This window comes from Enterococcus sp. DIV1315a, from assembly GCF_051712325.1.
Lineage (GTDB): Bacteria > Bacillota > Bacilli > Lactobacillales > Enterococcaceae > Enterococcus > Enterococcus faecalis.
In genome coordinates, this window is the sequence record NZ_JBIOOS010000001.1 from 1606912 (window position 1) to 1630292 (window position 23381).

The 23381-nt window shown below is 36.5% G+C and carries 23 protein-coding genes; 5 read left to right on the forward strand and 18 right to left on the reverse strand.

The window, feature by feature from the left end:
• The first annotated feature begins 77 nt into the window (after positions 1 to 77).
• The 3 genes from yeiL (at position 78) to IGJ03_RS07750 (ending at position 2501) form a co-directional block, all read left to right on the forward strand.
• Positions 78 to 743, forward strand: coding sequence for a transcriptional regulator YeiL (gene yeiL / locus IGJ03_RS07740; protein WP_002360048.1), 666 nt, complete (start codon positions 78 to 80; stop codon positions 741 to 743).
• 71 nt (positions 744 to 814) lie between these two features.
• The gene (locus IGJ03_RS07745) at positions 815 to 1210 is read left to right on the forward strand and encodes a DUF3224 domain-containing protein (RefSeq protein WP_002362038.1); all 396 of its coding nucleotides are present in this window, start codon (positions 815 to 817) and stop codon (positions 1208 to 1210) included.
• Between the two features lie 109 nt (positions 1211 to 1319).
• Entirely contained in the window at positions 1320 to 2501 is a 1182-nt protein-coding gene (locus IGJ03_RS07750) for a multidrug effflux MFS transporter (RefSeq protein ID WP_016627652.1), read from the forward strand.
• Positions 2502 to 2536: 35 nt separating this feature from the next.
• Here IGJ03_RS07750 and IGJ03_RS07755 read toward each other — a convergent pair whose 3' ends face one another.
• On the reverse strand, positions 2537 to 4372 hold the full coding sequence (locus IGJ03_RS07755) for an LTA synthase family protein (protein WP_375804619.1): 1836 nt from the start codon (positions 4370 to 4372) through the stop codon (positions 2537 to 2539).
• A 208-nt stretch (positions 4373 to 4580) separates the two neighbouring features.
• Between IGJ03_RS07755 and IGJ03_RS07760 the strand changes: the two genes are divergently transcribed.
• Positions 4581 to 4730, forward strand: coding sequence for a hypothetical protein (locus IGJ03_RS07760; RefSeq protein WP_002357118.1), 150 nt, complete (start codon positions 4581 to 4583; stop codon positions 4728 to 4730).
• 150 nt (positions 4731 to 4880) lie between these two features.
• The gene (locus IGJ03_RS07765) at positions 4881 to 5240 is read left to right on the forward strand and encodes an iron chaperone (RefSeq protein ID WP_002400669.1); all 360 of its coding nucleotides are present in this window, start codon (positions 4881 to 4883) and stop codon (positions 5238 to 5240) included.
• Between the two features lie 146 nt (positions 5241 to 5386).
• Here IGJ03_RS07765 and IGJ03_RS07770 read toward each other — a convergent pair whose 3' ends face one another.
• The 17 genes from IGJ03_RS07770 to IGJ03_RS07850 all read right to left on the reverse strand — a co-directional run bounded on the left by IGJ03_RS07770 (position 5387) and on the right by IGJ03_RS07850 (position 23321).
• Positions 5387 to 5737, reverse strand: coding sequence for a DUF2200 domain-containing protein (locus IGJ03_RS07770; protein ID WP_002360043.1), 351 nt, complete (start codon positions 5735 to 5737; stop codon positions 5387 to 5389).
• A gap of 73 nt (positions 5738 to 5810) precedes the next feature.
• A complete protein-coding gene (locus tag IGJ03_RS07775) occupies positions 5811 to 6815 on the reverse strand; it encodes an SIS domain-containing protein (protein WP_002369188.1) in 1005 nt (334 codons plus the stop codon).
• Positions 6809 to 7885, reverse strand: coding sequence for an SIS domain-containing protein (locus IGJ03_RS07780; RefSeq protein ID WP_375804618.1), 1077 nt, complete (start codon positions 7883 to 7885; stop codon positions 6809 to 6811). The genes IGJ03_RS07775 and IGJ03_RS07780 overlap by 7 nt, the downstream gene beginning before the upstream one ends.
• Before the next feature lie 10 nt (positions 7886 to 7895).
• A complete protein-coding gene (locus tag IGJ03_RS07785) occupies positions 7896 to 8729 on the reverse strand; it encodes a PTS system mannose/fructose/sorbose family transporter subunit IID (RefSeq protein ID WP_002384383.1) in 834 nt (277 codons plus the stop codon).
• A complete protein-coding gene (locus IGJ03_RS07790; protein WP_002395205.1) occupies positions 8710 to 9501 on the reverse strand; it encodes a PTS mannose/fructose/sorbose/N-acetylgalactosamine transporter subunit IIC in 792 nt (263 codons plus the stop codon). The genes IGJ03_RS07785 and IGJ03_RS07790 overlap by 20 nt, the downstream gene beginning before the upstream one ends.
• Before the next feature lie 15 nt (positions 9502 to 9516).
• Complete coding sequence (locus tag IGJ03_RS07795; RefSeq protein ID WP_002395206.1) at positions 9517 to 9987, reverse strand: PTS sugar transporter subunit IIB; 471 nt, start codon at positions 9985 to 9987, stop codon at positions 9517 to 9519.
• An 11-nt stretch (positions 9988 to 9998) separates the two neighbouring features.
• Positions 9999 to 10418: a PTS sugar transporter subunit IIA gene (locus IGJ03_RS07800; RefSeq protein ID WP_002389037.1), complete on the reverse strand. Its 420-nt coding sequence runs from the start codon at positions 10416 to 10418 to the stop codon at positions 9999 to 10001.
• A gap of 71 nt (positions 10419 to 10489) precedes the next feature.
• A complete protein-coding gene (locus tag IGJ03_RS07805; protein ID WP_049095681.1) occupies positions 10490 to 13261 on the reverse strand; it encodes a sigma 54-interacting transcriptional regulator in 2772 nt (923 codons plus the stop codon).
• A 143-nt stretch (positions 13262 to 13404) separates the two neighbouring features.
• A complete protein-coding gene (locus IGJ03_RS07810; protein WP_002357102.1) occupies positions 13405 to 13620 on the reverse strand; it encodes a hypothetical protein in 216 nt (71 codons plus the stop codon).
• A 211-nt stretch (positions 13621 to 13831) separates the two neighbouring features.
• Complete coding sequence (locus tag IGJ03_RS07815; RefSeq protein WP_375804617.1) at positions 13832 to 15193, reverse strand: deoxyguanosinetriphosphate triphosphohydrolase; 1362 nt, start codon at positions 15191 to 15193, stop codon at positions 13832 to 13834.
• A 16-nt stretch (positions 15194 to 15209) separates the two neighbouring features.
• Complete coding sequence (locus tag IGJ03_RS07820; RefSeq protein WP_375804616.1) at positions 15210 to 16034, reverse strand: toll/interleukin-1 receptor domain-containing protein; 825 nt, start codon at positions 16032 to 16034, stop codon at positions 15210 to 15212.
• Positions 16035 to 16389: 355 nt separating this feature from the next.
• Positions 16390 to 17688: a phosphopyruvate hydratase gene (gene eno / locus IGJ03_RS07825; protein ID WP_002357098.1), complete on the reverse strand. Its 1299-nt coding sequence runs from the start codon at positions 17686 to 17688 to the stop codon at positions 16390 to 16392.
• A 131-nt stretch (positions 17689 to 17819) separates the two neighbouring features.
• On the reverse strand, positions 17820 to 18575 hold the full coding sequence (gene tpiA / locus IGJ03_RS07830) for a triose-phosphate isomerase (protein WP_002362045.1): 756 nt from the start codon (positions 18573 to 18575) through the stop codon (positions 17820 to 17822).
• Positions 18576 to 18623: 48 nt separating this feature from the next.
• Positions 18624 to 19817, reverse strand: coding sequence for a phosphoglycerate kinase (locus IGJ03_RS07835; protein ID WP_002357094.1), 1194 nt, complete (start codon positions 19815 to 19817; stop codon positions 18624 to 18626).
• A 126-nt stretch (positions 19818 to 19943) separates the two neighbouring features.
• Entirely contained in the window at positions 19944 to 20945 is a 1002-nt protein-coding gene (gene gap, locus IGJ03_RS07840) for a type I glyceraldehyde-3-phosphate dehydrogenase (RefSeq protein WP_002357093.1), read from the reverse strand.
• Positions 20946 to 20984: 39 nt separating this feature from the next.
• Positions 20985 to 22022, reverse strand: coding sequence for a sugar-binding transcriptional regulator (locus IGJ03_RS07845; RefSeq protein ID WP_002357092.1), 1038 nt, complete (start codon positions 22020 to 22022; stop codon positions 20985 to 20987).
• Positions 22023 to 22442: 420 nt separating this feature from the next.
• The gene (locus IGJ03_RS07850; RefSeq protein ID WP_002357090.1) at positions 22443 to 23321 is read right to left on the reverse strand and encodes a YitT family protein; all 879 of its coding nucleotides are present in this window, start codon (positions 23319 to 23321) and stop codon (positions 22443 to 22445) included.
• Positions 23322 to 23381 lie beyond the last annotated feature (60 nt).

The following is a 23381-nucleotide window of genomic DNA, read 5'->3' on the forward strand; positions in this document are numbered from 1 at the left end:
TCTACTCTTGATACGTCTATTATGTGCTACAATAGAAGAAACAAATAGGAGATATCTCCTATTATAAGGAGAAAAAAATGCTTAAAACAGCCTACCAACAATCACCGAAACAAGAATTAGCTAAAAATACGCCTTTTTTTAATGAAACTGATTTAAAACACAGTTTTATTATCGATTTTGAAAATCAAGAATTCATTCATCATCAAGCAGAGCCATTAAATTATCTTTTTTATTTAATCAAAGGAAAAGCGAAAATTTTAAAAACAGAACGCAATGGCCGCCAATCCATTGTTCAGTTTTTAACGACAGGTGATTTAATTGGCGATTTAACATTAGTTCAAGCGGAAACGATAACCAAGGACGTTATCGCCTTAGGTGAAACCTGTTGTTTGGCTATTCCTTTAGCTTACGCAGAAACTGTTTTAAAAAACAAGGTGCTTTTTATGCAGCAACTCAGCCATTATCTAGGGAAAAAAATGCTCCAACGGGTGGACCACTTTACAACGAATCAGACCTATGAACTAAGTTATCGGCTAGCGGAATTGCTATTGGTTGCCGCTAATCACGAAGATGTTTATAAAGAAAAACATACTGAGATTGCCGAATACTTAGGGGTTAGTTATCGCCATCTTATTTATACCTTCAAACAATTTCGAGAGCGCGGCTTTATTCAAAAACAAGGAACTGCTTATCACATCAACCGCTTAGCGTTACATTCTTTTGTGCAAAAAATGAAGAGTTAAAGTGGTGGATTGTTGACAAATAGTGCGCTTCCCGCTACCCTATTCTTATTAATAAGAAAGAAGGGACAGCAATGGAGCAAGCATCATTTACTGTATCTAGTTGGCAAGAACAACCGATTGACAATCTTAATGAAAATTTCCCAGTGAATCAAGCGAGCGCTACTTATCAATTGTCAGGCGCCTTATCTGGGACAGCTTCTGTGGAATACTTAATGACTTATCAAGGCTCTTCAATGGCTGATGGGCTTGAAGCTGTGGCTCAAGTGGTCGGTTTCCTACATTTCGAAGGAACTTATTTAGGAAAAAAAGGCACCTTTACTGCTTGCGAAAAAGGGACGTTTACACAGGGTCTTTTAGACTGCCCAGGTGAACTATTTCAAGCATCAGGTGAGCTTGCCGGTTTATCCGGTCGCTACACTTATGAATTTAGTCAAGAAGAAGCGCTTCTTCATTTAGACTTTGTATAATAAAAAATTTCAAGGAAAGTTGGTGACATTATTTTACTTATTTTAAATTTGGCGGTTGTAAAAGACAATGGGTGTTTTTGATTAGATTAAACTTTTAAGGAGAAAAATCATGAAAAACACCCGAAACACCGTCCCATCATTACTAATTATTATTTTGCTTGTGGGATTTCCACAAATCAGCGAGTCGATTTTCACACCTATTTTGCCAGCGCTTAGTTCTGCTTTTAACATTCACGATAGCGTGGCACAATTAACCATGAGTATTTATTTTGTTGCCTTTGCCGTTGGCGTTTTATTCTGGGGAATTCTATCCGATACGATTGGACGTCGCCCAGCTATGTTATTAGGAATTTTATGCTATTTAATTGGAAATATTGGCCTTTTTTTGAGTCCGACATTTCCTTGGCTGTTATTCTTCCGTTTAATTCAAGCATTTGGTGCAAGCGTTGGTTCTGTTATTACCCAATCAATGATGCGGGAAAGCTTTAACGATCTTCAAAGAGGGAAAATTTTTGCTCAAACAAGCGCTGCCCTATCGCTATCTCCTGCCATCGGACCCTTAGTCGGCGGACTTGTTCAAACCTATTTTGGCTATCAGCATGTCTTTAGCACCTTAATTGTCATGGCTGTTCTATTACTTTTCTATAGTTTTTATCGTTTACCAGAAACCTTTCACTTAGGAAATGCCTTAACGAAAGCGCCTTTTTGGTCCGTGGCGAAACGCCTTTCCTTCGACTCGAAAGTTTGGTGCTACGGCTTATTGATTGGGGGCATTAATGGTTTATTGTTTAGCTACTATGCAGAAGCTCCGTTTATTTTCATCAATCACTTTGGCTTTAGCAGTGTCCAATATGGCTTTCTTGGTTTAGTTTTAGCTGTGTCTAGTATTCTTGCTGCGGTTCTTATCAATTGGTTGCTAGGATATTGGTCAGCGGAAAAAATTGCCTTTGCTGGTTTGCTGCTAAGTATCTTTGCGGCTTGCTGTTTATTAATAATGACACAATTTGAAACAATCATTGGCCTTATTTTGTTTATTTTTCTCTTTTTCTTAGGGATTAATATTACTTTGCCCAATGCCTTAAGTATGGCCTTAAAAGGCTATGAATCTGTAATTGGTACTGCCAGTGGAATTTTTAGTTTTGTCTATTACTTGTTTGTTAGTTTCTTTACCTATTTGATTAGTTACTTTCACAATGGTACCATTTGGGTCTTACCGCTTTACTTTTTAAGTTTTGCTTGTCTGTTAGCTTTCAGCTATTATGTCATTGTTTATCGTAAAACTTTAAAATAAAAATCAAAAACACACGAATATTTCGTGTGTTTTTTTTAGCTAAAAAATTGATTTTCTAAACTATATTGCTTCCCTGAAACAATATCATATTGAATCAGTCGGTATTCCTCATATAGTTGTTCTTGCTTTATATTCATTTCTACTGTTTTTTTCCATTCCCCACCGAGATAGTAATTACCCTTTTCAAAAGCAGGCAATTGTTCTTGTACCTCATTTAACATAGCGTAAAATCCCGATTGCGGTAAGCCGCTTTGTTGGAAAAGTGAGGGAGCAAAATAAAATGGACTAATGGTTGCTTGATGCTGATTTTTTTCTGTTAACTGGTTCGCCGTATCATACATTAGAAATTCTGTCTGGTGAAGGGCTGCCCCTTCATTCAACGCTTGAATGTTTTCATCATAAATACTTGGTAAGTGATCTCCCCAAAAAACGACTAATGTGCGTTTGGGCATTTTTTCGATTTCTTGTAGGAAATTTTTCAAAGCTTCGCTACTGTAGGCAATATCTTGCAAGTAATTATTGAGCGCGACTTGATTGCCGTTTCCTTGAGAAAAATAATTGGACGTTGTGTATTTATTTTCATAGGGCATATGTGTTTGCATAGTAACTAAATGAATGAATTGCGGTTGCTCTTTTTCTTTAAGCAGTGTCGTCACTTCCTGATACGCTGCTTGATCTGAAATGTAAGGATTATTTTCTAGTTTATCCGTATAGTTCATTGTTTTTTCATTGATAAATTGATCAAAACCTAAAATTTTATACACATCTTTTCGTTTATACATAGATGTATTGTACGGATGAATAGCCGTTGTTTGGTACTTTTGTTCCTTAAGTAATGAAACAATGGAAGGCAATTCCGTCATCTTAGGAATCATCATTGTATAAGGTGTAGTCATTTGGGCATTCATTAATTCCATCGAAAAACTTGTTAGGGCTTCAAATTCAATATTCGCAGTTCCGCCCCCGTAGTTTTGTGAAAGCATCTGGCCACTGTAAGTTTTATCAGCGATTTGCTGATAATCAGCTAAAGGATTACCAATAATGGACAAGCCTTTCAGATGATCTGGATTTGAAAAACTTTCACTCATGACAAACACAATATTGGGTTGCTCATTGCTCGGCACTGTTTTCGCCTCGGCCAACTTTTGATACTTCTGAGTAATTTCTGAAATAGCTTCTTTTGAATAACCCTTTGGTTGGTCCATAGCCTCTACTTTTAAATTATATAGAAAACCACCAATAAATCCCGTATTGTAGTAATTCATTTTTTGGCTGTAAGGAATCCATAACGCGGTTTTATTATAGGCTTTACGTAACAAATTTTGCGGATTGTTAAAATCACCAATATATGAAAATAGACCAATCGAAAGAACAAGACTTAACACACGAATCGTTTGTTTTTTCTTCGATAAAAAGAAACTTTTATAAAAGGCTTTTCCTAAGAAAAAAAGTGCTACACAACATAACGCTACCACAAAAATAAACGGCCATAAACCAACCATTTCTTTTAATAAACTAACTTCTGTAATCATTTTTAAGTCGTCTGGGTAAATAGGTTCGACACGATAAAACATCTTTTGATAGTCCGCAAATCCTAAAACACCTATTATGACACTATATAAAAGAGCGCCAACTCCTAATGAACCTGCCAAACTACATAAAAAAAGTAAAAAAACACTTAGCACAAAACAACCTAAGAAAAACTTTTCCGTATGCCACGAAAAAGCAAACTTGAAGGCTAAATCAACAGACAAGTTATTCTGACACCATTGCAGATATAAATTACTAAAAATAATTAATAAGATGACCCCGATTCCATACAAAAGGTAGCGGTAGGGCCATCGTCTAAATTTCTCAACTCTCTTTTTCACATCGATCTCCTATTCAAAAACTAGTAATGTATTTATTTTATGCTTCTTGAAAAAGAATGTAAAGAAGTAGCTAGCAAAGAAGTCTAAGGAATGGTAAAGAAAAAATGTTATTTGTTGCAAAAATAATTTTCCAGTGGTATAGTAACAATGGAATTTCGTTATCAGTTATCGTCGCCTTTTTAGAGTACTTTATGAAAGGAGAATAACTATGACTTACAAAGTAAAAAACATTCAATACCGTATTCAATTAGACACAGACAAAAATATTTTCATTGTTTTTGATGCAAAAAATGAAAGTAAAACAGCAACTGGTCACACAATTGAAGAAGCAATTGCACACTTAAAACAATTAAACTAAGGAGTGACAAACATTTCCATGCAAGACCCTTTAGGTAGTTATTTAAGCTAAAAGCCGTTTAGTAAAGAAAAAATACTAGACGGTTTTTTTGTATCCTCTTCGCCTTTTATTTTTTACATAGTATACTGAAACAAACGGAGGTGTTTTTAGATGACCATCATTGCAAACTATATACGCCAGCAATCCCAACATCAAACACAGTTAACAGAAATCTACCAAGCAATTTTAGCGGTTGTTCCTCAGGAGACTACTGAAAAAATTGCTTATGGAATGCCGACCTTTTACTTAAATGGCAATTTAGTGCATTTTGCGGCGGCCAAGCAACATTTAGGTTTCTATCCTACGCCATCAGCCATCCAACGTTTCAGCAAAGAATTACGCCCTTTTAAAACCTCGAAAGGTGCCATTCAATTTCCCTACACGCAAGAGTTACCTCTTTCGTTAATACAGGAAATAGTTAAATTCCGTGTACAAGAAAACATGAAGAGCGTGGGACAAAAATCACTTTGAATTTTTGTCCCACGCTCAAAAACTGATAAACGGCGGGAACAGAAGCAACTCCTTCGGAAATAAACCGAAATTCTCCAAAAATTAAAGAACAATTTTCGGAAATTCCTTCTTATTTCTCGGAGTTAAACACTTCTGTCCCGACCTCTTCATGTTCTTAAAATTTTTTCCATCGCTTTTCCCTTGGCCAATTCGTCGATTAATTTATCTAGGTAACGGATTTTTTGCATTAAAGGATCTTCAATTTCTTCCACGCGATAGCCACAAATTACGCCTTTGATCAATTGGGCGTTTTCATTAAAATTGGGTGCTTCTTCAAAAAATGTTTCCATCGTTACTTTTTGAGCCAATTGTTGTTGCAAGCCTTTTTCATCATAACCAGTTAACCAATAAATAATTTCGTCAACCTCCGCTTGCGTTCGATTTTTACGTTCTGCTTTTTGGATATATAGCGGGTAAACACTGGCAAAGGTCATTGTATAGATTTTCGGTTTTGTCATTGGTTTTCCTACTTTCTGAAGTATTCTCTCTTCAGTCTACCATAGGCTTGCTGGAAAAAGAGGCTATTTTGTCTTAGTAATCAAATTGACGATAATAACGACGAATCTCTAATGGGTGACAATTTAATTTTTCTACATGCGCATCAATTCGTTGCGTTACCGCATGCATTAGGAGAAATGAAACAACTCGACCACGATATTTTTCACTAATTCCTGGAAGTTCATACGCTTTCGAATCAATAATTGTATAATTGGCACAGATTTTCGGCAATAATTTTGCTACTCGTTCTGCCAATGGTCGCTGCTCGTCTTCTCCAATAAACAACGTTACTGGCGTAGTTTCATCTACAATTTCTAGCGTTCCATGTAAGAACTCTGCTGCATGAATTGATTTTGAACGAAGCCAACTTTGCTCTTCCCAATAGCACATTGCATAAGAATAGACCGCTCCCCATTGGTTTCCTGCGCCAATAAAATAGTGAATGCTATCATGACGATGTTTTTCCGCAAAAGCTAAGCCAAACGCATCGGCACTTTTTTCGGCTTCAGCTAAACCTGTAGGCAAATATTCTTCCAATTCTTGGTAATAATTTTCGTAATCTGTAAATTCGTTGTTTTTTTGCATTAAACGATCAGCTACCATAAAGAACTTGATTTGCTCAGTTCCTGGGGCTGGATAAGTCACCACATAATCACATAAATCTGCTAAAAGACTATCTTTTGCATCAATAAAACCAAATAGCGTTGCGCCGACCTTTTTGATTTCTTGAACGGCTTGCACCACTTCTTGTGTTGTCCCAGTAACGGAAGACAAGATGACGAATGATTTTTCTGTTAAACGTTTATTGCCTGTTGTGTAATACTCAGCAGCATGTTGAACATAGATTGGTAAATTACTTTTTCCATTCGCATAAGTAACTGCTTGCATGGCTGAAGCATAAGTACCGCCGATTCCTAAATAATAAACCGCATCAAATCCTTTCGTCCAAACTTGATCAACAACTTTTTCAACATCTGAACGCAAGGCTAAGGCACCTCGTATGTCTTTGATTTGTTGTTCTTCATTAAATTTTAACATGGCTGATTTCCCTCTTTCTTTGCTATTTTACTTTTTAGGACACAATCAAAATCATCAAAAATCCGTTGAGATAAATCAATTCCTTTACTTGTAGCTACTTGATACGCCAAATATTGAAATGGAATAACTAACAATAAAGGACTAATTTTTTCTTCGACATCACTTGCTAAACCTAACGTATTTGATGCTCGCGTTGAACGCGTTGTAATTGTGTAACATTGGCCAACATAACTGGCTAGATAATTTTTCAAGGCTTGGCTACGTGCTTGAATAGGACTTTGATTCTCAATAAAAAACAAAAGATGTGTAGTATCCGCTTCAAGATAAGGCCCATGCATATAGGCTTCGACTTCAAATCCTTGGGAAGGTAAGCGAACTGTTTCTGTAAACTTCGTATCAAACTCTTTCGCCGTACCAATATTGGGCCCATAACCAATTGCGATAAATCGTGTCCCCTCTGTTAATTCTTTTTTCGTTTTTTGCCAAAATTGTTCGGTTTTATAAATCACCGAATCGATTTCCTGAATTGCTTTGGCAAGTTTTGCTAATTCTTCTTCAACCTCTACTTTTGTTAATTGATGCTTTTGATAGCCCAGTTTCAAACCAAATAGAAATAAATTTAAAAGTGTTGCCGTATAGCCTTTTGTGACAAAACCAACTGTTTCAAGCCCCATTTTTAAATCCAGGACTTCATCCACAACCTCCGTAATCGGGCTGGTGACATCACTTGTCAAGGCCACTGTTTTTACAGACGTTTGGTTTTTAATTTTTGCAATGGCATCAATTGTTGAAGCACTTTTACCACTTTGCGAAACCGCTACGACCAGATCAAACCGATCATCCACTTTGCCATAATGAGCAAAATTGAACGGCTCTTGGATTTCCACATAAATAGGCGCCACTTCTTCAAGGTAAACTTTAGCCGCCTGACAAGCATTATGTGACGAGCCAGTTGCTAAAATTAGACAGTGCGTGACCTTTGAAAAGTCTGTATCAGTTAATTGAAATTGGTTAAGAATCTGAGTTAGGGCTGCTTGCTCCTCATTTATATAATCCAGCATCGTTTTCATATTTTGCCTCCTAAAATAGACCAATTAATGAGCCAAGAATTCCGACAATTGCCATGCCACCTAAAATCGCTAAAGGTTTTACTTCTTTTTTCAATAAATAAAAAACAAAACCAAAGGATGCAAGCGGTAATAATTTAGGCATGATATCGTCAAAGATACTTTGAACCGTGACTGCATTTTTGCCACTTCCGCTGATTGTAATCGGGATAGTTAAATCAATCATGGAGGCGGTCATAGCACCTACCACCATCAAGCCAATTATTGAAGCGCCTAATGTGAGACTTTCCATCATGCCATTTGCTTGAATTTTTTTGAGAAAACCAGTTCCTAATTTATAGCCCCAACGATTCAGTAAATAACGAACAATCACATGAGGAACGTTAAAAATGAGTAAAAATAGAATTGGCCCTAACACATTCCCTTGTAAAGCTAACGAAGTTCCAACACCTGTTGCAATCAAGCGTAAGGTTCCCCAGAAAAAGGAATCACCTAAACCAGCTAAAGGTCCCATTAACGAGGTTTTAATACTATCGATTGTTCCAACTTCAAAATTTTCGTCCAGAACATTTTCTTCTTCCATTGCAGCATTAATTCCTAAAATAAACGTCACGATATGCGGCGTAGTATTAAAGAAAGCAAGATGCCGTTTTAAAGCTGCCGCCATCTCTTCTTTTTGAGGATATAATTTCTTTAAAATAGGGATCATGGCATAGACATAAGCCATATTCATCTGACGTTCATAATTCCATGAAAATTCCATTTGAAATGAACGCCAAAAGACTTGATTAAGTTCTTTTTTTGTAATTAAGTTTTCTGTCTTAGTTTTAGAAGTCTTCGTCATCATCAATTACCTCCCCACTTGTTGTTTGTATTGTTTCATTCTTTCCTTTGGCATAATTCATGATATTCACAACAATTACTGCTGTAATGGCACCCAAAATTGCTACTCCTGTTACAGGTAACTTAAAGTAAGCCATTAAGACAAAGCCTAAAAAGAAATATGGCGCCACTTGTTTGTTAATCAGTAAGCGTGCAAGCATCGCAAATCCTAGCGCTGGAATAATCCCCGTTGCAACAGACAACCCATGTTGAATAAATTCAGGGATCAGATCAAGTAAGCTTTTAATGGTGTTACTGCCCACGGCAAATGAAATAGTTACAATGAGCGCTAGCATGAACGATAAGCCAAAGCCTGCAAGTAAATGCATGCGCTCCACCCCTTTATATGCTCCTTCTTCAGCATACTGATCAGCTTTTTGACTCATGATTGGGATGAGCAAACCCAAATAAATATTTTTAAGAATCAACGTTAACGTTGCGATTGGCAAGCCTAAGACTAAGGCTGTTTCTGTTCCTGCGCCAGCAGTAATAGCAAACGCTGTACCAAGAATCCCACCAGTCACTACATCAGGTGGGATTGAGGCGCCCACTGAAAAAGAACCGATGAAAGCTAACTCTAAGGTTGCGCCCATGATTACGCCCGTTTTGACATCACCTAATACAATTCCGACAAATAAACCGGTTACAATTGGTCTTGAAAGCAACGAGGTACCTAAAGCATATTCCGACTGCGCAATAAAAGCGATGCAACCTAAAAGAATCGCTTGTCCTATCATTTGTATTTCTCCTTTCTACAAGACATTTAATGCTGCTACTTTTTTGTCATTTGGGACTTGTCGAATTTCAACTTCACAACCATTTGCGACCAATTCTTTAACCATTTTTTCTTCATCCGGTGTGATATTAATTGCTTTAGAAATGTTTCGAGTATTTTCCCTTACTTTCATCCCTCCTAAGTTAATTTCTTTTATTTCTGGACAAGCAGTAGCCAATCGATAAGCATCCTCCACACTCTCAACTACAATAAAAAGTTTGTATTTTTCTGTAACACCACTTTTTAGTGCGGCAATCGCATCTTCAATCGTTTTAATGACCAGTTTTACTCCTGCTGGTTTAGCTAGCTTAATGGTTGTTTTTCGAATATCATTTTTAGGTACGTCATCATTTGCGATTAAAATACAATCGGCGCCTAAGCCTTGGGTCCATGAAAAAGCCACTTGACCATGTAACAAGCGATGATCGACTCTTAACAATTTAATCATTTCATTTCCTCCTAAAATTCTTCTTCTAAAATTTCTTTACTAGATAACTCATTACAATAACAAAGACTTTCTTGTCCGTTTTCAACGGCACGTTTTACTAAATCAACTAATGAATCAACAGTATTTATTTGGGTATATATTTCAATTAATGTTGCTAAATTTAATCCTGAAATTAAATGCATTGCTTGTTTCCCCACATAATTAAAGAATTCGTTATTCACGCTTCCGCCAAATAGGTCTGTAATCACAATTAATTCATTTTGTTGATTGTTCTTTAAAATGTCTTTGACCGTCTTGGCTAAATCATAAGGTTGTTCCATATAAGCGCAAAGACATTCCACATTCTTTGTTTCACCACAAATTAAAGCTAATGATGTCTGAATCCCTGCAGCGAAATTACCATGTGTTGCCAGAATAATTTTACGTTCCATTTTCTTCACCTCACTTACTTCTTTATATAGCAAAAAGAGTGCCAAAAAAGTGGCACTCCCTCCTTTTTATTTTAAAAATCGCTTTCTGCGTTGTTAAACTCCGTTTTTCCAAACAACACATCATAGACATAAAAAAGCTCCGATTCAGGTATATTGACACTATAAACTTTTTCAATGACACTAAACGCCTCTTTTAACTCTTGCAAGACCGTTCTTTGACACTGCTTTAGTTGTTCGGCGCCATTATAATTTTCAATAGGTTCATTCCGGATTAATCGTTCAATTAAACAACTGACATGGACATATACCGCTAATTTACGATCATTTTGAATTGTTTGTTGCCACCGCTCTTCTAATTGAATTAAAAAGACTTCTACTTGTCGAATAATTTTTTCTGTATCTAAAATCGTCACTGATTGAATGACCCGATCTAATGAAAAGTTCCGAATCAACTCATGATTTACATAAGACAGCATATCTTTAGTTAATTCTCTCTTTGTCCATTCTAAAAGGGTCGTAATTCCTTTTCCTGCAATCAACTCTTCTAAAGAGATGTACGGGAGGTCATTTGAAGACGGGTTGTTTGTACCGATGATGCCGACAATCTCATATTCTGGAAAACTTTCTTTGATCGACTCTGCATTACGTAATTGATTATATTCACAAGGAATAATCTTTAATTGTGCTTCCGCAGGTAAACTTTTTTCAAGTAAATCTCTAATTTTAACGGCTGTGCCAATTCCGGTACTACACGTTGTTAAAATGACACGTTCCGTTTTATTTTCAGGTAATATGATTTCCCATTCATTTGGATGAACCGTTAACGCTTTTTGGGGCAATTCTTCAAAAGAAACTTCGTCTTTAATGGCTTCTCCTATAGATAGAGCCAAGCTTGTTGTCACATTATTCATTAATAAAAAAGGACCTTCTTCTTCTGCCGGAAAATACTGATAAATTTCTTTCAATGAACCCATATCAAAAAGAATTACTAAACCATTCCTCGTTTCTTGACGTTCCATATAGTGAATTAAGTGTTCGGAAATTTTTTTGGGAGTAACATCTAACGGCATGTCAAACGATTGAAAAATTGGCACATTTAACAGCCGATTTGCAACATTCGCAATACTACTTGCTGTGGCATATCCGTGGGCAACAATCACCGCTTTCGGATAGTGACTTTCCTTTACTGAACCCGAATAGTGAAGATAAATGGTGACAATAATTCGATCCATCTGGGATAGTTCAATATCTAATGAACGTTTCACTAAAGTTAACAGTTGTTCAGCGTAGCCATAACTAGTTGCTAATTTAGTTTGAACTTCTGTTAAAAGTTCGTCAATGACTGTTGTAGGTTCTTTTTCTGGAAACCAATCAATACATCTTCGTTGAAACAGATAGGTGCTTAATGCATAGACTAAACTGCCATTAAACCGAATTTGATAAGACGATTCAATCGTTTCCAATAATTGACGGATATTTTGCGTAATAAACAATAGCATTTCGTGATTTTTCTCTCGCTTCTTTTCAAATAATAAATCATCGAATAAGCGTTCAATTTCTTTCGAGATGTCGTTATTGGCAGTGGAAAGATGATGATGGTGAGAGACATAAAGACGAAGGATTCGTTCATAACTCTGGATAATTCTTCTTTGCGCAAGCTCTGTTTCCTCTAACAAACTAATCAGATTTGTTTGCTCATCTAAACGAATAGGCAATTCATTTTCATTAGGAGCTAGTTTGATTGATTGATCCAGAAATTCTTTCGGTAGATCGTGTAAAGTGATTGGAATAACACGTTTATCAAGATTGGCGGCAAAGCTGCGTGCAGTAATAATTTTTATATTATTTCTTAATTCACCTACATTGCCTACATAATGGTGGTTTTCTAAAAGTTGGATAACTTGTGGCGTGATAGTAACTGCTTTTTGAATAGCTTGCTGTTCCTCATAAAATGCTCGCATAATTAATTGTTTTCTTTCCGCTTGAGTGCGTTCAGCAAGACTTGGGATTTTAATTTGAATAGGAATTCGTCTTAAAAATGTCGTTAAAAAGGTGCTAGAAATTTCTTCAGTTGTGGCAAAGCACAACCGACACGTAACAGGAATGGGCCGATTGGTTTCACCCATCCGATAAATAATACCCTGATCTAAAAATGTAAACAATTTTTCCTGCCCTTCAGGACTCAAACGATGAACTTCATCTAAAAATAAAACGCCCCCTTCTGCACTTTGAAAGGCTCCAATTTTATCGGAATCTGCTCCCGTAAAAGCGCCTTTAAGATGCCCAAATAATTGACTAGTTAAAAGCTCTGGATTGTTGGCATATTGCGCACAATTAACTGTCACAAAAGGTGCTGAATCGTCAAGTAGTTCTTTTGAAAGACAAAACTGATAATATAAGGATGCTAAAAAACTTTTACCCGTACCACTTTCACCTGTAATTAAGACAGGCAATCCACCGCCAGGATAAAGCGCTGCCATTTTTAATTGTTCGATGGTCTGGGCTAAACTACCTCGATAACCAATGACCGACTGAAAAAAATCACTTTTGCGATCAAAAACAGGCTGTTCATCGATCATTTCTTGGAAACTTTGATAAACAGTTCTTTTTAAAAGATAGTTTTGTTGTTGAAACGCTTCTTTATGAAAAAAGTAAACTGGTCGTGTATTGATCTTAACTAGAATCCCTTCTTCGTTTAACTGATTTAAATAGTGACTAGCTGTATTTCGTTTGATAGAAAATGTCGTTGCAATATTGCTTGCTGTGAAAATTTCACTGACTAAAGATGGTTCAAAAAAAGCTGTTTGATTGCGTAAATAATCAACAATTTGCATTTTTAACATAAAATCACCTCTCATTTATCATAACGTACCTAAAAAAAACGTCAATATTCAAAATTTCTTTTGTTATTTTTCTTTATATAAGGAGCCCATTTTTTATGTTATTTAATCACAGGAACCTGATTCTATCATTGCAGAATAGGTTTTCATTCAGTATACTGTAAATAGAGGAACAAGAAACGAATTGGATAATTAGGCACTGAAAGAACGCACCACCGTTCTGAATGTTTCGAAACACACAACAGGTTATCGAAATGGCCATTGGAGAAAAATTCCTTTTTCTCCGAGGTTAGCGATTGTGACATGTTGCAATCGTTTTTTGTCCTTAAAATGTTGAGAAAAAGAAAAAAGGCACTTTGCATGTCAGCACCACCTGACAAACAAAGCCCTTCATAGACAGCACAACCTATCTATTCCAGTTGCCTTTTTTGCTAGTTACACTAGCTAATTTTAGTGTACCCGATTTTCAGTGAAATTACTAGCATCTTTAAAATTTTTACTGAAACGATCAGCCTGTGCAATGAACTAGTTTTCTTCAGCGGCGGCAACCACTGAGAAGCTTTTTCTCAAATTTTAAGTGAATAATGTATCATAAACTTTTTTGGCATATCCATCCGTCATATTACATACAAAATCTACCGCCATTTTCAAACGATAATAGTCTTTTTCTGCTTCTGTAGCGTTCTTTGCTTCTCTTCTATACAACGCTTTCGCGCTTTCCGAAATATTATTAAAGATTCGCTCCTCATACTTATTCATGGAAACTTTTTCGTATTTTAGTACGACTGGAACAAATTCATCTAGTAAACGATTGATGATATTGAAGCCCAATACCTCTTGATCCAAAATTGTTTTTGTTTGAAAAACATAGGCTCTAGAAAAGTTTTTTAATGCCTGAAAGCATTTCACTTCATCACAATCTTCAATGATAATTTCATTTTGATAGATACCACTCATAATTAAGTCATAATGATTAGCAAAATTTTTCGCTACGCTTTGACAAACAGCTCTTTGTGTCTTTCTCAAAAATTCTTGTAAGGTAGCTTCTTCTGTTTTATCTTTTTCTAACATTAAAATTTTTTTTGTTCCTGTTTGCCCATCAACAAACTGCTTTAAATCTTGATAGCTGTATAAACCATAATTATAGGCATCTTCGATATCTGAAAAAGTATAGGCGATATCATCTGAAGCTTCTAACAAAAAGACTAATGGGTGTCGCTTATTTTGTGTTCCTGTCGCAAATTTAATGGCGTTAAAGACTTGTTTTTCCGAGTAAAAATAGCCAACTTTTTTAGACAAAAGCTGTTGCTTATTTAATTGATCTGAAGATGCCGTATATTTGATAACTGTGTCTAATGTCGTGGCGGTTAGTTTCATTCCTGCTTTAGAAGTCCCATTATCATGATGCAGTTTTGTTAAAAGTCGGATGGTTTGAGCGTTGCCTTCAAAGTTAAGAAAATCATTTTGTTGTTGCTCCGAAAAATCAGACCAACAAGCATACAAAGGACCATTTTTTTCAAACCAAATACGAATGGCTTCTTCTCCAAAATGTCCAAAAGGGGGATTGCCGATATCATGGATTAATGCAGCTGTTTCTAACAACCGATAGCATTCTGATAATTCCATAACCTCAATGTTTCGTTCGTTCAACTGTGAAATAACTAATCTAAGTATATCCCTGCTATGCATTGCCACTTCTAAGCTATGTGTTAAACGTGTTCTTACAAAATCATTACGTTCTAAAGGAAAAACTTGTGTTTTGTCTTGTAAGCGTCTAAATGCATCACTTTTAATTACTCTACGATAGTCACTATCAAAAGATTTACGAAGTTCTGTGGCTAAATCAACTTGCTTATTTAACCAGTCATTTTGATATTGTTTACCATTATCAGAAATACGATATGTACCAACCAACTGACGCCAATTCATTTTCATTTATTACCTCCTCCAATTACTCTACCTTCTCTAAATAAGAGACGTAAATATTTTTACATTTACCAATATCACTGAATTCCCGATTGTTATACGCCTTATCCTTTTTCAATTTAAACCGCACTTTTTCGCCTTCTTGAAAAGTTCCCCACGTAAGAAAAAAGAATAGCCAATGGCTTTCATCCTCTGATAGCGTGTCTAAACCTAAACTTTTAGGCTCAATTAAGTTAGGTAATTTAAAACAGTCATACACCCCTTTTGCTGTGCCATACACAGGACGATGAGTGCTAAGAATCGTTTCAAAATATCCCTTTTCATCAGGTTTTAAATAACTTGCTTGCCGAATCAGTTGTGTCAGTTTATTTTGGAATGGCTGAATATTTTTCTCAACGTTTAGTTCAAAATCTGGCTCAGCTTGTACATCTGTGTCATGAGATAACTTTTTTAATAAGCAGTTTATTTCATTAGTACTTGTCTTATCATTAAACGCAATCGCCAAACGCTCACTACTAATAACACCTTTCATATCTTTCATAGAAAAATTATTTAACGCAATTGGATAGTGTTTATCTGATAGCATCCAAGAAGCACCCATTTCGTTTAAACATGGAATACTCTGATAATAATGATCAGATAAAAAATACAGCATGACAGGTTGATTGGTTAGCTCCCTTTTAATCGTGTCAAAAATTAATTCTCCTGGCTGTACACCTGTTTCAATAGTGGAACTATAAAAAATATCCTGTGTTCGAAACCCAAACTTTTTCAATAATTGGATAAACGCATCCACATATTCTTGATCCTTTGAACTATGACTAATAAAAATCTTTTTCCCGTTGCTCACTACTCAACATCCTCCAAGTTAAATTTGTGTTTTCATTTTTTTGTGAAATTCTATACTATTTCTTTAAGCGTACAGCGTTATCTGAAACCAGTCAATACTAAAATTATAAAATAACAATTATTTTGTTTTATTAACTTTTTATATAATGTTGTTTTGTTAATGTTTTGTTATTTTTAAACAAGTGATTATAGAGCGATGTACGGTTGAAGTTATTTCTAATCTATTTTTTTCAATATTTTTATAAATATAAAAAAAAACACGCCTTTCTTTGCAGAAAGGCGTGTTTTTACGTCCGAGTATAAGGAGAATTGGTTCATTAACCAATTGTCCCTTTAAGCGTTATTCATTAAATGAATTATTTGTTTTTTAAGTTGTAGAAAGATTTTAAGCCTTTGTATTCAGCTACATCGCCTAATTGATCTTCAATACGTAATAATTGGTTGTATTTAGCAATACGGTCAGTACGGCTTAATGAACCAGTTTTGATTTGGCCAGCGTTTGTTGCAACAGCGATATCAGAGATTGTTGAATCTTCTGTTTCACCAGAACGGTGAGATACAACTGCAGTGTAGCCAGCTTCTTTAGCCATTTCGATTGCTTCAAATGTTTCAGTTAAAGTACCGATTTGGTTAACTTTGATTAGGATTGAGTTAGCGATACCTTTTTCGATACCTTCAGCTAATTTAGTTGTGTTTGTTACGAATAAATCGTCACCAACTAATTGAACTTTATCGCCTAATACTTCAGTTAATTTTTTGAATCCGTCCCAGTCGTTTTCGTCTAAACCGTCTTCGATTGAAATGATTGGGTATTTAGAAACTAATTCTTCGTAGAACGCGATCATTTCTTCAGTTGTTTTTTCGCCTTCGCCTGAGTCAGCTAAAACGTAAACGCCTTTTTCTTTGTCGTAGAATTCTGAAGAAGCAGCATCCATAGCAAGAACAACGTCTTTACCAGGAACATAGCCAGCTTTTTCGATAGCTTCGATGATTACTTCGAAACCTTCTTCGTTTGAACCTAAGTTAGGAGCGAAACCACCTTCGTCACCTACTGAAGTAGCTAAGCCGCGACCTTTTAAGATTGAAGCTAATGCGTGGAATACTTCTGCACCCATACGTAAAGCTTCTTTGAATGTAGGCGCACCTACAGGCATGATCATGAATTCTTGGAAATCAATACTGTTGTCAGCATGTGATCCACCGTTGATGATGTTCATCATTGGAGTTGGTAATACTTTTGTATTGAATCCGCCTAAGTAGTGATATAAAGGCACTTCTAGGTAATCAGCAGCAGCACGAGCTACGGCGATAGACACACCAAGAATAGCGTTAGCACCTAATTTACCTTTGTTAGGAGTTCCATCTAAATCGATCATTGCTTTATCGATAGCCATTTGATCGCGTACATCGTAACCGATGATTGCTTCAGCAATGATGTTGTTTACGTTATCTACAGCTTTAGTAACACCTTTACCTAAGTAACGAGCTTTGTCGCCATCACGTAATTCAACTGCTTCGTATTCACCAGTTGAAGCTCCTGAAGGAACCATTCCACGGCCGAAAGCTCCGCTTTCAGTGTAAACTTCTACTTCGATTGTTGGGTTACCGCGTGAGTCTAAGACTTCGCGTGCGTAAATATCAGTAATAATTGACATGTTTTGTCTCTCCTTTGAGTTTGTATTTATACTAAGGGGATTCCCTCATGTATGATTGTAGTTAATTCTCGCAAACTATGCAAACATTTTTTTGCAAAAGTCATTGAGAAAACGTTACCGTTAGTGATTTCTTATTTTACAGCATCTAATAAAGCTAGGAATGAGTCTGCTTCTAAGCTTGCGCCGCCGACTAAAGCACCGTCAACGTTTTCTTTTGCCATATATTCAGCGATGTTTTCTGGTTTAACAGAACCACCGTATTGAATACGAACAGCTTCAGAAACTTCTTTGCCGTATAATTTTTCAACTGTTGAACGAACAACACCACAGATTTCATCTGCAATATTAGCATCTGCAGATTTACCAGTTCCGATTGCCCAGATTGGTTCGTAAGCGATAACCATTGAAGCAACTTGTTCGTTTGATAAACCAACTAAGCCGTTAGTGATTTGACCTTCGATCCATTCCGCTGTTTTACCAGCTTCATACGTTTCTAAAGTTTCACCACAACAGAAGATTGGTGTCATACCATTTGCAAAGATTGCTTTGGCTTTTTTATTGATATCTTCATCTGTTTCGTGGAAATATTCGCGACGTTCAGAGTGTCCGATAATCACATAGTTTACGCCTAAATCTGCAATTGCAGCTGGTGAGTTTTCACCAGTGAAGGCACCAGCGTTTTCCCAGTAGCAGTTTTGTGCAGCTAATTTCACTTCAGAATCTTTTAGGTTCCAAGCTAAAGGAGCTAAGAATAATGCTGGAGATCCAATCACAGCGTCAACAACGTCGTTTGATGGAACAGCATTTTTTACTGCTTCTGCAAAGCTTTGTGCTTCGCTTAAAGTTTTGTTCATTTTCCAGTTACCAGCGATAATTGGTTTGCGCATGAAAAGCACATCCTTTTCTTTTTTTAAAAATATTGTCTTTTAAACTGATTATTTATCGTTAATAGAAGCTAAACCTGGTAAAGTTTTGCCTTCTAATAATTCTAAACTTGCTCCGCCACCTGTTGAGATGTGAGAGAATTTGTTTTCGTATCCTAATTGAATTGCTGCAGCAGCAGAGTCCCCGCCACCGATGATTGTTGTTGCGTCTTCTAAATTAGCAATCGCTTCACAAACACCAATTGTTCCTTTGGCAAAGTTACTCATTTCAAATACGCCCATTGGTCCATTCCAAACAACTGTTTTCGCACCTTGTAATTCGTTAGCAAATAATTCAATTGTTTTTTCACCGATATCCAAGCCTTCTTCATCATCTGGGATTTCAGTTGAAGGAACCGTGTGGAAAGGAGCGTCATTGCTGAACTCTTTAGAGACAACTGTATCAACCGGTAAAACTAATTTGTCGCCAGCTTTTTCCATTAAGCTTTTCGCTAAGTCCACTTTATCTTCTTCAAGTAAAGATAAACCAACACTATAGCCTTGTGCTTTCATGAATGTGTAAGCCATACCGCCACCGATTAAAATTTTGTCGGCTTTTTCAATTAGGTTTTCAATGACAGCAATTTTGTCAGAAACTTTTGCGCCACCCAAGATTGCTACGAATGGACGTTTTGGATTTTCAACAGCTTCGCCGATGAATTTAATTTCTTTTTCCATTAAGAAACCAGCAACTGTTGGGATACCAGTTGAAGCAATTCCAACGTTTGAGGCATGTGCACGGTGTGCAGTACCAAAAGCATCATTGACAAATACATCGCCTAAAGAAGCCCAGTATTTACCCAATTCAGCGTCATTGCCGCTTTCTTTTTTGCCGTCAACATCTTCAAAACGAGTGTTTTCAAATACTAAAACGTCGCCATCTTTCATATTGTTAACAGCGTCTTCTAATTCTTTACCACGTGTTTCTGGAACAAAAGTAACTGGTTGACCTAGTAATTCGCTTAAACGTTCAGCCACTGGTTTTAATGATTTGCCAGCTTTGTCTTCTTCTGTTTTTACACGACCTAAATGAGAGAAAAGAATTGCTTTTCCGCCATTTTCAATTACGTATTTGATTGTTGGTAAAGCCGCTACGATACGATTATCGTTTGTGATCACGCCATCTTTTAACGGAACGTTAAAGTCAACACGGACAAGGACTTTTTTGTCTTTTAAATCTACATCTTTAATTGTCTTTTTAGCCATGAGTAGACCTCCTGTATTGTCAATTTTAGGATTTTTCTTTTTTAAAAAAAGAAAGCGGAGAAGCGCGTTGCTTCCCCGCTTATTATTTCACAATTGTTCAAATTTCACTAATGATAAGAATGAATCTTATAAGTTAGCGAAGTATTCTAAAGTACGAACTAATTGAGCAGTGTATGACATTTCGTTGTCATACCAAGCAACAGTTTTAACTAATTGTTTGTCGCCAACTGTCATAACTTTTGTTTGAGTTGCATCGAATAATGAACCGTAAGTCATACCTACGATATCAGAAGAAACGATTTCGTCTGTGTTATAACCATAAGATTCGTTAGCAGCTTTTTCCATTACTGCATTCACTTCATCAACAGTAACTTCTTTGTCTAATACAGTAACTAATTCAGTTAATGAACCAGTAGCTACAGGAACACGTTGAGCAGCGCCATCTAATTTACCGTTCAATTCTGGGATTACTAAGCCGATTGCTTTAGCAGCACCAGTTGAGTTAGGTACGATGTTTGCAGCAGCAGCGCGCGCACGACGGAAGTCGCCTTTAGGATGTGGTCCGTCTAATGTCATTTGGTCACCTGTGTAAGCGTGGATAGTTGTCATTAAACCTTCAACAACACCAAAGTTGTCATGTAAAGCTTTAGCCATTGGAGCTAAGCAGTTTGTAGTACAAGAAGCGCCTGAAATTACAGTTTCTTCTCCAGTTAATGTTTCATGGTTTGTGTTGTAAACGATTGTTGGTACATCGTTACCACCAGGAGCTGAAATAACTACACGTTTTGCACCAGCAGTTAAATGTTTTTCAGCAGCTTCTTTAGAAGTAAAGAAACCAGTACATTCTAAAACGATGTCTACGCCTAATTCGCCCCATGGTAATTCTTCAGGGTTACGGTTAGCTAAAACTTTGATTTCTTTGCCGTTAACGTTGAATGAACCTTCGTGAACTTCAACTGTACCGTTGAAACGGCCTTGAGTTGTGTCATATTTTAACAAGTGTGCTAACATTTTAGCATCTGTTAAGTCGTTGATTGCAACTACTTCGATTCCTTCTACATCTTGGATACGACGGAAAGCTAAGCGTCCGATACGTCCAAATCCATTAATACCTACTTTAACTGTCATTAAAGATTTCCTCCTTATGAAAATCAAAAATTTTTTATTTTAAAGGGTTACCCCTTTTAAAATCTCGTTTGCAGCAGCTTCATCTGTGATGAGCCACGTTTGTTTTGGTGCATTTTTCATATATGCGCGAATGGCTTTGGCTTTCGTTTTGCCGCCCGCAATTGCGACGACATAGGGAATTTCTTGTAAGTTTTTTAATTGAAGGCCAATTCGTGGAATTTTATAGACCACTTTTCCTTCTTCATCAAAGAAATAACCAAACGATTCTGCCACGGCATTTTTTTGTTTGAGCATAACCATTTCGTCATCAGACATTTTTCGGCGTGCCGCCATGTGCAACGCTCGACCAATACTGTGCACCACACAGTTGGCATGACTAATTAACGTAAGAACTTCTTGAATCGAGGGTTCTTGTAATAAACTATTATACGTTTCACGACTCAATTGTTCTGGGACATATAACGCCCGGTAGTTACCACCCGTTTTGTTGGCCATTACAGCACTAATTGAATTGGCTTGGACAGAAACTGCTTCACCAATCCCTCCTCTGGCTGGAACAAACAAATTATGACGTTTTTCAGTTTCTAATGATCCCATATTTTCGGCCACCATGGCCATTGTTGTCCCACCCATAACCGCAATTGTATTCTCACCATTTGGTAAGAGTAAATTCAGCGTATTGGTTAAGACATCTCCAAAGTCCGAAAGAACTTTCTTTTGGATATCACTATCTCCTGCAACAACGATACAACGTTGAATGCCAAAGTACTGTGTCATTTCTTTTTCGATTTGGTGCATGCCAAGCAATTGATTCATGACTAATTCTAAGCCTTGGTAGACTTCCAAACCGCGTTCTGTTAATGTCATTCCGCTTTTTGAAGGTTCAATCAGGTTGAGCTGCTTCAAAACATCTGTTTCTGTACGCAAGACTCGCTCTGTAATTCCCATCGTTTCTGATAAACTTCTACGTCCAATAGGTTGCATCCAATAAATATTGCGAAGAATTTGGAATCTTTCTTGTAATACATCGAGCATATCTGGAGCAACTGCTTCAATCATTTTAAATTCTTTTAACATGATGCGCTCCTTTTGTGGGTCGAAATATGTCCAAGTAAGACTGAAAACGACCTATGAACTTTAAAAAAATAGAATTGATGTTCGTTTTTCCTACTATTTATTCATAACAGTATTAAAAGTACTTATCAATTACACACTTAGTGTACCAGTTTTTTTAGGTCTTTTCAATAAAAATGATTCTTTTTTCATCGTTTTCTTTCAAATCCAAACAAAGCATTCGTTTGCGAGAAACAATAGCGACTTATTTCCGAATAATTAGATTTAATTAAACCAAAAGCAAAGGAATTCACGAACGTCTTTCAATTAACTTCTTGTTTAAATGGGAATTTCAGGTCCTCACACAAAGCATTTTTTTACTTATTTTTCAAAAAAAGCAACGAAAGAATAGACACAGCCATTCTCTCGTTGCTTCATATCCTTTTATTTGTAATCTTCTTCGTAAAAACGTCCTAAAATTTTAACATTATCTGAGATGCTGACAAAGGCATTCGGATCGCTTTCTTTCATGGCTGCTTCTAAACTTGGCAACTCAAAGCGTGTCACAATAGTTAGCAAAACAGTTTGGCGGTCGTGGCGATATGCCCCTTCCGCTTCATGAATAATTGTAATACCACGGCGCATTTTCTTTTGAATCTCATCCACGACTCGATCTGGGTTTTTAGTGACAATCATAACTTGCATTTTCTTTTGCTTAGTATAAACAGCATCTGTGACCTTCCCACTTACAAAAATTGATAACGCACTGTAGAACATGTACTGCCAGCCAAATAAATAACCTGCAACGAAGACAATTAGTGCGTTAAAATAAATTGAAATCGAGCCAACTGAACGCCCCGTTTTTTTCCGAATGGTAATGCTTAGAATATCTAAGCCCCCAGAAGAAACCCCGTTTTTTAAGACAAAACCAATTCCTGATCCAGAAATCGCCCCACCAAAAATAGCACAGATAATTGGATCTTGGGTCATCACCGTTTGCGGAACAATATGCATAAATAATGAAGTTAAAGTCACGGTAATGAAAGTAAAAATTGTAAACTTCTTACCTATTTTTTTCCACGCAATAAAGAATAACGGCACGTTTAAAAGATACAATGTAATGGAGACAGGCACATTAAAACCGACAATTTTTGTTGAGAGGGTTGTTAAAATTTGTGCCAAGCCTGTTAAGCCACTGGAATAAATATTTCCTGGTTGATAGAAAAAGTTCATGGCAATTGATGCAAGAATAGCATAGACAATCGACACAGAAAATTTTGTTGTATAGTCATGAACTGGCAGTCCGTCATAAATTTTTTTCATAAATAATAGCCTCGTTTCAGGTTTTCAATAAATTACATTTCTTTTCATATTATACGTGGT